Origin of the sequence: Brevibacillus sp. FSL L8-0520, assembly GCF_037963895.1 — a bacterium.
GTDB classification, from domain to species: domain Bacteria; phylum Bacillota; class Bacilli; order Brevibacillales; family Brevibacillaceae; genus Brevibacillus; species Brevibacillus borstelensis.
In genome coordinates this window covers 2,072,148-2,085,000 of record NZ_CP150171.1, presented here as the reverse complement: position 1 = coordinate 2,085,000, position 12,853 = coordinate 2,072,148, and the positions used below count along the sequence as shown (strand labels likewise).

At 50.7% G+C, this 12,853-nt stretch carries 11 protein-coding genes (1 of these 11 running past the window's edge); all 11 read right to left on the bottom strand.

The features are described from left to right. Nucleotides 1-1,428, bottom strand: the 5' portion of a protein-coding gene (locus tag NSQ24_RS10365) for a S41 family peptidase (protein ID WP_243014932.1). Its footprint begins 78 nt before the window's first position; only the first 1,428 of its 1,506 coding nucleotides appear in the window; the start codon lies at nucleotides 1,426-1,428; its stop codon lies beyond the left edge, outside the window. After that, a complete protein-coding gene (locus tag NSQ24_RS10360; protein WP_122958719.1) occupies nucleotides 1,425-3,425 on the bottom strand; it encodes an S-layer homology domain-containing protein in 2,001 nt (666 codons plus the stop codon). Before NSQ24_RS10360 ends, NSQ24_RS10365 begins: the two co-directional genes overlap by 4 nt. Before the next feature lie 127 nt (nucleotides 3,426-3,552). Further along, nucleotides 3,553-4,668, bottom strand: a complete 1,116-nt coding sequence (locus NSQ24_RS10355; RefSeq protein WP_171506855.1) for a Nif3-like dinuclear metal center hexameric protein — start codon at nucleotides 4,666-4,668, stop codon at nucleotides 3,553-3,555. Then, the gene (locus NSQ24_RS10350) at nucleotides 4,644-5,378 is read right to left on the bottom strand and encodes a tRNA (adenine(22)-N(1))-methyltransferase TrmK (RefSeq protein WP_003390586.1); all 735 of its coding nucleotides are present in this window, start codon (nucleotides 5,376-5,378) and stop codon (nucleotides 4,644-4,646) included. The genes NSQ24_RS10355 and NSQ24_RS10350 overlap by 25 nt, the downstream gene beginning before the upstream one ends. A gap of 113 nt (nucleotides 5,379-5,491) precedes the next feature. After that, a complete protein-coding gene (locus NSQ24_RS10345) occupies nucleotides 5,492-6,631 on the bottom strand; it encodes an acyl-CoA dehydrogenase (protein WP_172920860.1) in 1,140 nt (379 codons plus the stop codon). Between the two features lie 164 nt (nucleotides 6,632-6,795). Beyond that, the gene (locus NSQ24_RS10340; protein WP_155808002.1) at nucleotides 6,796-6,960 is read right to left on the bottom strand and encodes a hypothetical protein; all 165 of its coding nucleotides are present in this window, start codon (nucleotides 6,958-6,960) and stop codon (nucleotides 6,796-6,798) included. An 85-nt stretch (nucleotides 6,961-7,045) separates the two neighbouring features. Continuing rightward, nucleotides 7,046-7,978, bottom strand: a complete 933-nt coding sequence (locus tag NSQ24_RS10335) for a hypothetical protein (protein WP_003390592.1) — start codon at nucleotides 7,976-7,978, stop codon at nucleotides 7,046-7,048. Nucleotides 7,979-8,071: 93 nt separating this feature from the next. Next, a complete protein-coding gene (gene rpoD, locus NSQ24_RS10330; protein ID WP_003390594.1) occupies nucleotides 8,072-9,196 on the bottom strand; it encodes an RNA polymerase sigma factor RpoD in 1,125 nt (374 codons plus the stop codon). Between the two features lie 34 nt (nucleotides 9,197-9,230). Further along, nucleotides 9,231-11,087: a DNA primase gene (gene dnaG, locus NSQ24_RS10325; RefSeq protein WP_122958718.1), complete on the bottom strand. Its 1,857-nt coding sequence runs from the start codon at nucleotides 11,085-11,087 to the stop codon at nucleotides 9,231-9,233. A gap of 195 nt (nucleotides 11,088-11,282) precedes the next feature. Beyond that, nucleotides 11,283-12,116 (bottom strand): pyruvate, water dikinase regulatory protein, encoded by an 834-nt coding sequence (locus NSQ24_RS10320; RefSeq protein WP_003390598.1) that lies wholly within the window; start codon nucleotides 12,114-12,116, stop codon nucleotides 11,283-11,285. Nucleotides 12,117-12,132: 16 nt separating this feature from the next. Beyond that, nucleotides 12,133-12,780 (bottom strand): helix-turn-helix transcriptional regulator, encoded by a 648-nt coding sequence (locus NSQ24_RS10315; protein WP_003390601.1) that lies wholly within the window; start codon nucleotides 12,778-12,780, stop codon nucleotides 12,133-12,135. Between the last annotated feature and the right edge of the window lie 73 nt (nucleotides 12,781-12,853).

The following is a 12,853-nucleotide window of genomic DNA, read 5'->3' as shown; positions in this document are numbered from 1 at the left end:
ATATGGCGTGATGTCTACGTAATCGTTTGCACCTAGCGACTCATCGCCGATTACACTGGAGAGAACTTTTGCACGGATAAGCCATTTTCCCTGTTCATCTTTCTTAAACAGAGGGTCAACAGCAGCAAAAGCAATCCCATTCACAACAGTGTCTCCATCCTCTGCTTCCAGCTGAAAGCTGTTTACGCCGATCGAGTGGAGAGCTCTTACGACTTGTGCCGCATAGTCTTCCTCTTTGACATCCGGTTCCAGCCCGACGTGATTCACCTTTGTATGCTTCGGTGTAAAATACTCATGCAAAGTGATTTTCAGCGCATCTCCCTCTGAAAGGGGAATAATCTGCTGAGCGCTGCCCTTTCCGAACGTCTTGGTGCCGACCAGCTTGGCGATGCCGTTATCCCGCAGAGCCCCGGCGAGCAGCTCTGAAGCGGAAGCAGTCCCTTCATTGACGAGAATGCGGACAGGATAGTTGACATCCCGGCCATTTCGCACCCACGTCTGCACTTCTACGCCATTGCGATTGGTCGTATACATCAAGAGTCCTTCTTCCATAAACAAGCTGGCAATATCCCGAGCGCTCGACAAGTATCCGCCGCCATTGTCGCGCAAATCTACCAGCAAGCCTTTTAATGAAGGCGATTGCTTCGTAAGCTGGTCGAGTTTGTCACGGAATTGGACGGCTGCTTCCGAACCGAATGTCTCCAGACCGATATAGCCAATCCTCCCGTCTTGAAAGAGACCCCCTTCCACTTCAGGAACAGTAATCGCCGCGCGCTTGAGCTTCACCTGAAGCTCCCGATTTTCTCCTGGCCGAAACACTGTCAAAACCGCTTCTGTGCCTTCTTCCCCTCTGAGCATCAGATATGCTTCTTCGGCGTTTTTGCCTTTCAGCGAAGCTCCGTCTACTGCCAATAGCTGATCTCCTTTTTTCAACCCGGAGGCTGCGGCTGGCGAATTCGGAATGATCTCTCTGATCAGCATCAACCCATTCTGAAAACGCATACGGAAGCCAAAGCCGACTAGCTGATTTTCAACACCTGCTTGAAAAAGCTCCAGATCATCTTTTGTAAAAAACATCGTGTGAGGGTCGTCCAGGGTTGACAGCATCCCCTCGATTGCCAAACGGTTTAACGTGGAAGCTTCGAGCTTCGCCTTATCCTTCCACTCCGACAGGCGCCGCTCCAATTCTGCTAGCGTGTCGTCCTCAGCAGAATACTGCAAAGACAAGTTGCTCTCTTTTTCCGCCAGCTTCTTAATTCCCTCAAGAGCGCCTTGGACAAGCTGCTTTTCGCTAGGCCTGCTCAAATGATTGTCCAGCACTTGATGGTAGACCTCTGCTGTTTCCGCAAACGGTCCATCGGCAGCATGGACTGAAGAAACTCCAAATACGAGTAAAGCTGCTATTACCCACGAGAAGATCCGCTTCATCGCGCTGCCCCTTTCACGACCTCTCGCGGAATGGAAACCCGTACATCGACCTGGGTCTTGTACGTTTCCTCTCCCGCGTAGGCGACGTATTCTTGCGTATTATACACTTCTTCATAACGCCAAACGTGCTTCACCAACAGATCGGAGTCACTATCAATGTAGTACTTGTTCATGTAGACCGGTACGCTCTTGATCTTCCCGTGATTGAGCGATACGTTTTGGGCAGCCTCCACGATTTTGTCGCCTGGTATCCATTCGGTGATGATGTCGTATTCTCCAAATGATTGCTTGTAATATCTGGCCCCAAGGATACGAGCCCGGTCCTTGACACTCATACCGGCCACATAATCTGACATGAATTCCTGCTGGTCAACCCTGGAAGGCTCCCAGCTTTCGGAATCAAAATTGCGTTCATACTTGATGTTCTTTTCTGTATCCGTATAACTTTCCCATTTGTCGAGCACCAGCTTTTGCGGTGATTGATAAATTCCCGTCGCATGTCTAGCTTTGCTCAGACGGTCTACCTCTTCCGTATATTTCACCAGAAAGCCCCTCAGAACAGCTTCGCCTTCCGCCTTGTATCCCTTCAAATTCTCCATGCGGCCCATCGTAAAGCTCAGATCCCGCACAATGGATGCTTGCTCCAAGTCGATAGCCAATTCCTGCTGGAGGAGACGAGTAAGCTGGATGATTTCCACTTCTGTCTTTTTGGGTTGCAGTCCTGCAAGAAACGCCTCCGCTTCTGACAACTGCTCGTTTTGAACGAGATAGTAGACCAGGTTTTTCAAAGCTTCCTGGTGATGAGGAGCGAACGCACGATATATCTCCAGGGCTTTGTCCATATGGCCAACCTTCACTTCCAACGCCGCTTGGTAGATAGCCAGCGCTTCCGACTCTTTCGTATTTTTCCTGATTTTCTGCTCGTAGCCGTTGAGGCGTTCGAGAATCTTCTCGTACATTTTCGGGTCTGTCGAACCTGTCTGCAAAGCCATGTCATATACATTGGCGACTAACAGCTGCAGGGTGTCGGGCAAAACGATCCGATCATCGAAGTAGGCGTCGATCGCCTTGAAGGCATGCTCCAGATTATCTGCAATCTCGGTGTCAGGGTCCCAGCTAAGGTAATAGTGCACACCCACTTTATTGTCAAAGGTCCCTTCCGCCAGCTTGCGCAAAGCGCGGAAGGTCTCCTCGGAATCTTCATGAAACCGGATCGCTTCCGCAGCGTTGACGTATATTTGATCGTCCCCCGTCACCTGATCCGTGTAAGGGGCAAACAGCGGGAACATATCCTGAACCTCCGGAACCATCGGAAACTTCTGGCCGTCATAATCGAGCAGCGGCAGCATTACATCTCTCTGCAAGAACTGCACCAGACGGTCAAAAACAACCGCTGCCTCTCCACGTTTTAATTTGTCTGACGGTCTGCCTGTGAGCCATCCCCACTCATTGACCATGTTCCACGCCTTCTGTTGGTCCGTCTCCATTGTATAAATGGCGAGCAGTTTGGCCGCTTCTTCACGGGTGATTGGCTGATTAGGCGAAAAAAGCTGGCCCGGGAAAATCTCCTGGATCGCACCAGGACCATACAAGCGCTCCAACAGAACCGACATTCGCAATGTCGGGCCGTACATCCATGTCAGCCGGTCGACGTCCTTATATGGAAGATACGGCTCGTCAAAACCCTCTCCCTTTCCAAACTCATCATGCTCCGACAGAAAAGTGAGCGGGTACAAGTGCTGCTGTCCGACAACGAAAACCCTGTCCATCAAGGCGACAAACTCTGCCCGCGTCAGCTCGCGGTTGGGATAAAACCGCTCGATCGAACCACCGGAAGCAAAAAGGCCGTACTGCGCCCCTCTGATAATCGACGATTTCGCCCAGTGCTTGCTGATATCTGAATACGGCATGTACGAGCTTGCAGCACTTGCAGCCGAGGGTACGAGCAAGCTGCAGACAAGCAGTGCGCAGGTTAATACTTTACTCTTTTTTTGCACGAAAATCCCCCTACACCAGTTTGGCTTGCATAGGCTTGTATGAGCAACGAGACCGCCGCTGCGCCATCTAGCCAGGGAGCAAGTCGGGCCCCCTGATGGGATCGGTATTTATCTCCACATCGAATTTTTATAAAAACTGATACGGATCTGTATGTACACGAGAAGCAATAACCTCTGTCCCGTATCCATTTTCCTGAAGCCGATCACGCAAAAAGGCTGCCAGCTTCTCTTTCATGATTTTTTCAATGTTGTGGCCGGCGTCGATAATGAACAAGCCCTCTGCCAGCGCATCATGGGCCGTATGATATCCGATGTCCCCTGTCACAAAGACGTCCGCACCGCGAAAAACAGCCTTGGAGACATACGAGCTGCCGTCTCCTCCTACAACGGCTACTTTTCTGACAGGCGCATGCAAATCGCCAATGACGCGAAGCCCCTGCAACGAAAAGCGCTCTTTGATTTGCAGCGCCAGCTCCTGCAGCGTAACCGTTTCGGGCAGCTTTCCGATGCGTCCGATTCCCAGGGCCTGGCCGGTGTTGTCCAAAGGAATCAGATCATAGGCGACCTCTTCATACGGATGGGCAGCCAGCATCGCTTTGATCACGCTGGTTTGCCTTGAGGACGACACGACCGTTTCGATCCGAACCTCTTCCACTTTCTCCAGTTCGCCCTGTTTGCCGATATGCGGATCGGTGCCCTCTCTCGGCAGGAATGTTCCCGTGCCTTCTGCCTGGAAGGTGCAGTGGCTGTAATTGCCGACCCAGCCTGCACCAGCCTCGGTAATGGCCTGGAATACCGCATCCCGATGGGACTGTGGAACGTAGACGACCAGCTTTTTCAGCGTCTCGCGATAGTTCACGTCAAGCATCTCCACATTTTCGAGTCCGATGGCTTCTGCCAGCCAGTCATTCATGCCTCCTGCGGCTACATCCAGATTCGTATGGGCGGTATAAACGGCGATATCGTGCTTGAGCAGTTTTTCATACAATTTTCCGGCAGCCATATCCGTCCTCAGATGCTTCAGCGGCCGGTAGATGACTGCGTGGTGGGCGACGATCAGGTCTACACCCTCTGCGGTGGCCTCATCTACGACAGATTCCAAAACATCCAGCGCCACCATTACCTTTTTTACCTGCTTTTGCAAGGTCCCTACATGCAGTCCAATCTTGTCACCCTCCAGAGCCATCGCTTTGGGTGCGAGCTTTTCCACATATTGAATTACGGTTTGTCCGTGGGCAAACATGCTATCACCTCATTGATCCATTCGAGTTCTTCTTTAATCTGCGCCGCACGTACGGCCGCCTCTTGTTTGTCCGAGCGACTGAGCTGCTCCAGCACCTTCGTCCACTTCTCACGTTCGCTCATCCACTTTTTTGCCAGGACGGGCGACTTTTCTTCCCAAAGAAAGGGACCGATGCGCAGCAATTCCTCAGGTGAACGGTCCTTGTTTCGATATGGGATCATTCCGTCTCCCTTGTCTGCTACCAGAATTTCATAAATGATCCCGTCTTCCTCCATGATTGTTTCCGCAGAGAGCTGCCAATTGTTTTCCACAAACCAGCGGCGCACATGCTCCTCCCCGACATTCGGCTGGAGAATCAGTCGGCTGACGCCCTCAAGCTTGTCTGCACCCGCAGATAGAATGGAAACGATCAGCTGTCCGCCCATTCCGGCGATGCAGACGACATCCACTTCACCCGGTTTCAGGACAGACAGGCCGTCGCCTTTGCGGACTGATGCCTTGTCCTCGGCTTGTATCGTATGTATTTGTTTCAGCGCTGCCTGGTAGGGACCTTCATTCAGCTCGCCTGCCACGACAAACGAAGCAATTTCTTCCCTAATCAAATAAGAAGCCAATAACGCGTGGTCCGATCCGATGTCGGCAACGCGGGCTCCCTTCGGGCAAAAACGGGCAATCGTTTGCAATCGCCTGGATATCATCCATGTTGTCATAAGCTCTTTCTCCTTCCAATGCCTTTATTCTACCCTATTTGTTCCTATTTTCCCAATGCAAAAAAACGCGAAAAGCCCCGTCTTTTGTCAAGACGAGGCAAAATTTTTGCGTGTTAACAGCCGATTTCACGTGCAATGACATTGCGGAGAATTTCAGACGTTCCTTCCCCGATCTCAAGCAAACGGGCGTCGCGGAAAAAGCGCTCGACCTGATACTCCTTCATATAGCCGTATCCGCCGTGAATCTGGATGGACTGATGGGTCGCGGACATGGCGACTTCCGAAGCATACAGCTTGGCCATGGCCGCCTCTTTGGTGAACTTGCGCTGGTTATCCTTCAGCCAGGCTGCTTTGTAAACCATGTTCCGAGCCAGCTCAATCTGCATGGCCATGTCTGCCAGCTTGTGCTGAATCGCCTGAAAACGGGAAATCGATTGGCCAAATGCAGTGCGCTGATTTGCGTATTGAAGCGCTTTTTCATAGGCTGCCTGCGCAATTCCGACCGCCATCGCACCTATACCGATGCGTCCGCCATCCAATGTAATCAGGAATTGCTTGAAGCCTTCCCCTTCACGTCCGAGCACATGGTCTTTCGGTATCCGCACATTTTCCAAAATGAGCTCGGTCGTGTTGGAGCTGTTCAAGCCCAGCTTCTCGTAATTGTTCAATACGGTGAAGCCCGGTGCGTCAGTGGGAACGATAAACGCCGTGATCCCCCGTGTTCCCTTTGCTTTATCCGTTACAGCAGTCAATGCGAGAAACTTGGCATAGGAAGCATTCGTAATAAAGCATTTGGTGCCGTTTATGATCCACTCGTTTCCATCCAGAACGGCCGTGGTTTTCGTCCCGCCAGCATCCGATCCCGCATTCGGCTCCGTCAAACCAAATGCGCCCAGGCTTTCACCGCTGCATATTTTTGTCAGGTACTCCTGCTTTTGCTGCTCGCTCCCGAACATGGCGAGCGGCGCACCACCCAAGGAAATATGAGCGGAGTAGGTGATACCGGTCGAAGCGCAAACCCGGCTCAGCTCTTCCACGACAATCGCAAAACTGATGCTGTCAGCCCCTGCACCGCCGTATTCTTCGGGGAAAGGAAGGCCCATCAGGCTCAAGTCCGCCATTTTCTCGAAAATATCTGTTGGGAAAGCCTTTGTCCGATCGCGTTCATCTGCCCCCGGCGCAACCACTTCCTCGGCAAATGACCGAACCATGTCTCTCAGCATCAGTTGTTCGGTATTCAAATCAAAATTCATCATTGATCCGCCCCCTTGAAAGCGTTTTTTCATTTGCTTGGACATAGATGGATAATTCCGACTGAGCGTTTGTTCAGTTTGCAATTCCATTATACACCATATTCCTTTGCTCTGTGTACGCCTTTTCAAAAAAATACGACAACTTCTTAAATAAGAAAGCACGCCTATTCATTGCGTGCTCCCATCAATATCGCTCCAAAGAATGAAGCTCCTCCCAGTATGTAACCTATGTTGTATGTCTTCATGCTTACGACCATCGCGAATGCTTCAAATCCAAAGAAAACCGCCGCCAGAAGAATCCCTGTCAGCACCCACATTTTTTTATTCAAAACTCTCACCCCGATGATTTACTCCACTCCACGTCTATTGTAGCAAGAATGCGCAGAAAAGGGAAAAGGCCCCTGCAGGAGCCCTCTATAAACGAAGCCATTGATACCAGTACCCGCGGGTAAAAAAGAAGAAAGCGGAGCTGAGAAATACCTTGATAAACAACAGCAATTGGATCAGATCCTGCCGGGCTGTCGGAATATAAAGAGATTGCACCTCTGCTCCAAAGAAAGCAATCATGCCGCAAATCGCAAAAACGCCTGCCCATTTTGGGTAGTTCTGGTGTACGAGGAAGCCTAATCCGACCATCAGACCGGCGATCGGTACCCAATACAGCTCTGATCTCCACCATGTATACCCGTCCCCTACCCGGTCCACCGTCGCTACTCCATATACGAGAGCCAGGGCCAAAACCCCGCAGTACAGAAGATAGGGAAACCCGAACAAAAATGCGCTGATGCACAGCAGTATGGAAATAATTGACAAATAGATCAGCATGACCGATAGCGGGCCGCCCAACTCGTGAATCATATAAAAACCGCCTAAAAGCAGTACTACAAAGGATAGTCCCAATAGCAAATGCGTGACAAGTGGCGATGATTTCCTAAAAGCGAATGCCAGTATATAGCAAATTAACGAGAAACAGGCAAAGATGGCAATTTGCATTAGGGGGGTAAAACGGTTAAAATGAAAAGCAAGTAAGATGATCCCAGCGATCAAAAAAGCGCCAATCAGCCAGGACAGAATCATTTTACCTGATATGGGAGCAGCACTTCCTGATACATACGGGGCCGTTGCTTTCGTCCCTCTTGCTACAGCTCCCTGTGACGTCGCTGCAACTTGCCCATAGCCAGAGGCAATACTTCCGCCGCTGCCCTTTCTTGCCATCTCTGACGATTGCGGCCTGTCTCCTTCCGTATACAAATTTAACAAGAAAATGCAGTAATGTTCGGGCAGCAAATGATTGCGCCGCCAGTTTTCGATTTCGGAAATGATGACACGCTTGCGCTGGTCGTCCAACGCGAGACCCTCCTTTGTCTTGACGGGTTGGCCTGAGATCGGAAAAAGAAAAGCCTACGCAGGCTAACGTAGGCCACATATTTCCTATATCGGTTATTCCAGAAAATCTTTTAAGCGTTTGCTGCGACTCGGATGACGAAGTTTGCGAAGTGCCTTTGCCTCAATTTGTCTGATGCGCTCACGCGTAACGCCGAACACTTTCCCTACTTCTTCCAGTGTCCGCGTACGCCCGTCATCAAGACCAAAGCGCAGGCGCAGTACGTTTTCTTCCCGATCCGTCAGCGTATCCAATACATCCTCAAGCTGCTCTTTCAACAGCTCATAGGCAGCTGCATCGGAAGGCTCCAGCGCGTCCTGATCTTCGATAAAATCACCCAAATGGGAATCGTCTTCCTCACCAATCGGTGTTTCCAACGATACCGGCTCCTGAGCAATTTTCATGATTTCACGTACCTTTTCAGGCGTCAAATCCATTTTTTCCGCGATTTCTTCCGGCATTGGCTCACGTCCCAGCTCCTGCAGCAACTGGCGGGAAACGCGAATCAGTTTGTTGATCGTTTCTACCATGTGCACCGGAATGCGAATGGTTCTTGCCTGATCGGCAATAGCGCGGGTAATCGCTTGACGAATCCACCAGGTCGCATACGTACTGAACTTGAAGCCTTTTCGATAATCAAACTTTTCCACGGCTTTGATCAAGCCCATGTTGCCTTCCTGGATCAAGTCGAGGAACAGCATGCCTCTTCCAACATAACGCTTGGCAATGGATACCACCAGACGCAGGTTGGCCTCAGCCAGACGACGTTTTGCTTCTTCATCACCCTGTTCAATGCGATTTGCCAGCTTAATCTCCTCTTCAGCGGAGAGTAGAGGAACACGGCCAATTTCCTTCAAATACATTCGCACAGGGTCGTTGATCTTGATACCGGGCGGCACGGAGAGATCGTCGAATTCGAACTCCTCGTTTTCCTCATCCTTCATGATCATATCGTCCACTTCTTCGTCGTCCTCGCTGTCATTGTTGACCTCGATTCCTTGATCGCCCAGATATTCAAAGAACTCATCCATCTGGTCGGAATCCTGCTCAAATCCCGAAATGCGATCAATGATTTCTTTATACGACAGCGCACCGCGTTTCTTGCCTAATTCGACCAGTTGTTCCTTCACTTGTTCAATGGACGCTGCTTCCATGTCTGAAGTGATGTTTTGTTTGTTCATCTACTATCCCTCCTTCCCCGGGAATGATCTGATGCTACCCTTCTTTTAAAGCATTTTCCAATTCAAGAATCTTCATCCCTACGACGGCAGCTTGAATTTCCAGTTCTCTACGCGCTTCCTCGCTGTCCGCTGCAGATGCCTTCATGTGAAGAGTTCGTAGTTCTTCACGCAGCTGCTCCAGCTCGGTGCGCTTCGGGTAGTGATTTACTTGCTTGATGTAGTCCCCGATCTCTTGATCAGATACGTCGTCTCTGCACTCCATCATGGCCAATCCCGAGGCTAATTGCTTTAACGGTTCGTCTTGCAGGTAATGTATAAACTGTCCAGGATCTTCCTGATGTCCTTCTGCGAAATATGCGTATAAATAGGCTGCCAATGCATCGTGTTCATCTACTTGGAACGAACCGGTACACTCAGCCTGAACCCGATCCGCGATATGCCGATTGCGCATCATATAGCCCAGCAGCATGCGTTCGGCTGTATGGTAAGCGGGGGGCAGTGTTTTTGCGAGCGTAACTTTGCCATTATTTATACTATTATTCCATGCTGGCGTTACTTTATCCCTTTGTCTGTCACTTTTTTGCTGTTTGTAAAGCCTTCGTGACTCCCACTTGATCGCTTCAAGGGTCAGGGAGTGTTCTTCCGCCAATTGCCGCAAATACAAGTCCCGTTCAACCGGACTGTCCAGCTCGTTTACGAGTTCAATCGCCTTTTCGATGAATTGCTTCTGATCGGTCTCATCCTGTATTACGTGCTTGTCACGCAAATGTTTCAGACGAAAAGCCGTGACAGGCATCGCCTGAAGTAATACCTGCTGAGAAAATGCTTCTGCTCCGTGCTGTCGAATGTAATCGTCAGGATCTGTACCGGGCGGCAAGGGAGCGATGCGGACAACGACCCCCGCTTCCTGCAGAATGTTGATCGCTTTCGCAGTCGCCTCTTGACCGGCAGCGTCTCCATCAAAGAGAAGCACAACCGACTCAGCATTGCGCCGGATCATTCTCGCCTGCTGCTCGGTCAAAGCCGTTCCCAAAGTAGCAATCCCTTGGGGAAAGCCTGCTTGCCATACTGAAATCACATCCACATATCCTTCGAAGAGCAACGCTTGTTTTCGCTTCCGGATATATGGGCGAGCGCGATGAAGGTTGAATAGTGTTGTACTCTTGCTGAAGAGTGGACTTTCCGGACTGTTTAGGTACTTGGCAGGCGCTGATGGGTCCAATGCTCTCCCACCAAAAGCGATTACTTTTCCCTGTGAATCGTGGATCGGAAAAATAACGCGCCCGCGAAACCGGTCGAAAATCTTGCCGGCTTCACTTTTTGCAAGCACCCCTGCTTCAACCATCAGGTCCAACGAGAAACGTCGATTTTGCAAAAATGAAGTGACGAAGTTCCAAGAGTCCGGGGCAAAACCGATCCCGTATTCATCGATCGTCTGCCGTGATATTCCCCGCTTTTGCAAATACTTCATCGCCTCATGGCCATACGGCGTTTCCGTAAGGACGTAATGGTAGAGCTTAGCTACGAGCTGATGGGCCTCGAGCATAATCTGCTTGGCCTTTTTTTCCGGAGCCGCTTCTTCCTCCTCTTGCGCCTGGGGCACCGCGATCCCGGCACGTTCAGCAAGCCTGTGGACGGCTTCGGGAAATGTCAATTGCTCCAGCTTCATTAAAAAGGAAAAGACATCTCCGCCTGCCCCACAACCAAAGCAATGAAAAAATTGTCGCTCCGCATTGACATTAAAGGAGGGTGTCTTTTCCGAGTGGAACGGACACAAGCCTAGAAAAGCGCGACCGCTTTTTCGCAGCTGTACATACTCTCCTACTACATCTACGATGTCAACAGCGGCACGGACTTGGTTCACAAAATCAGCTGAATTGGGACCAGCCATGTCTTTCCACCTTTTTTATAAATTACGCAATGAGGTTATTTAGTTCGTCAAAATTCGTCATTTTCCTTCTTGAAAACGCTACTCTTTTCTTCTTTTCTACTTTTCCACATTTTCGCAGGCGGTAAACGCCTTCCGAGCGCTCCTTTGAAAAGGAGGCAATTCTCTTTTATTCTACAAAAAACGTCAAAACCCTTCTTAAGACCTATGTTCTTTTCGAAGATTATTCTTGCGGATGATTTCCAAAATGATATTGGCTGTTTCCTCTACCGCTTTGTTGGAGACATCGATGACAGGGCAGCCGACACGTTGAATGATTTTCTGCGAATACGCCAGTTCTTCGTTGATTCTGTCCAGGTTGGCGTAATTGGCCTGTGCGGTAAGACCGAGAGCCTTCAGCCTCTCCGTGCGGATGCCGTTCAACTGCTCGGGATTGATGGTAAGTCCGATGCAGCGTTCGGGCGGGAGCTGAAACAGCTCTTCCGGCGGTTCCACTTCTGGAACCAACGGCACATTTGCCACCTTCAAGCGCTTGTTCGCCAAATACATCGAGAGCGGTGTCTTGGACGTACGGGACACCCCGATCAGCACGACATCCGCACGCAGCAGCCCGCGGGGATCGCGGCCGTCATCGTATTTGACCGCGAACTCGATAGCGTCCACCTTGCGGAAATACTCTTCGTCCAGCCGCCTGACCAAACCCGGTTTTCCGGTAGGCGGTTCATGCAGCATCTCCTGCAGCGTTGTCAGCAGCGGTCCCATTACATCAATCGTACGGATGCCGTGCTTTTGCGCCTGCTCGACGATATACGTTTTCAGCTCTGGCACGACGAGGGTAAACACGACCATCGCATTCATCTCTTTTGCAGAGGCGATAATTTCATCGATTGATTCTTTGTCCTCTATGTATGGATACTTGTGTACATCGATGGAAAAGCGGTCAAACTGGCTGGCTACTGCGCGCACGACCAGTTCCGCCGTTTCGCCGATAGAGTCTGAAACCACATAAATAAGCTGTCCTCTTTGATCCATTGTATCGCTTCTCCTCCTACACTTTCGGCTCGCTGCCCAATTCGACAAATGCCTTGGCAATCGTCGTTTTCGTCACTCTTCCCAATAGCTCCCAATGCTTGCTGTCCTCTCCCTGTCCGGGACGAACTACTGGCAGCGAGTCGATTTGGAAGTCGATCAGTTTCTTCGCCGCCGCGTAAAGCGTCTCTTCAGGCCCGCAGGTGACAATATTGGGCATCCTGGTCATGATGATCCCGACGGGCACATCCTCAAGGGTCTTGTTTCCGAGCGAGGCTCGAAGCAGGTCCTTGCGCGAGAGTACACCGGCCAGGAAGCCTTTTTGGTTGACCACAAAAAGAGTGCCTACGTCCTCCAGAAAAAGGGTCACGATTGCATCGTAGGCAGAAGCCGATTCAGATACGACGATGGGCATCGCCTTGTAGTCTTTGACGAGAAGCTTGTGAAGCCGTTCACTAATGATCGAGCCAGCCGGTCTGCCCGCATAAAAATAACCGACGCGAGGTCTGGCTTCTAAATAACCTGACATCGTTAGGATGGATAAGTCTGGGCGAAGAGTAGCCCGGGTCAGATTCAGCCGCTCCGCGATCTGCTCACCGGTAATCGGCCCCTCATCCTTCACGATCTGTATGATGTGCTCTTGTCGTTTGGTAAGCTCGATGACCAATCACCCCGGTTCTGTCTGGTTACTACCCCTAGTATTACTCTATTCGACGAGATATTCCTTCTTTCCAAGGGAA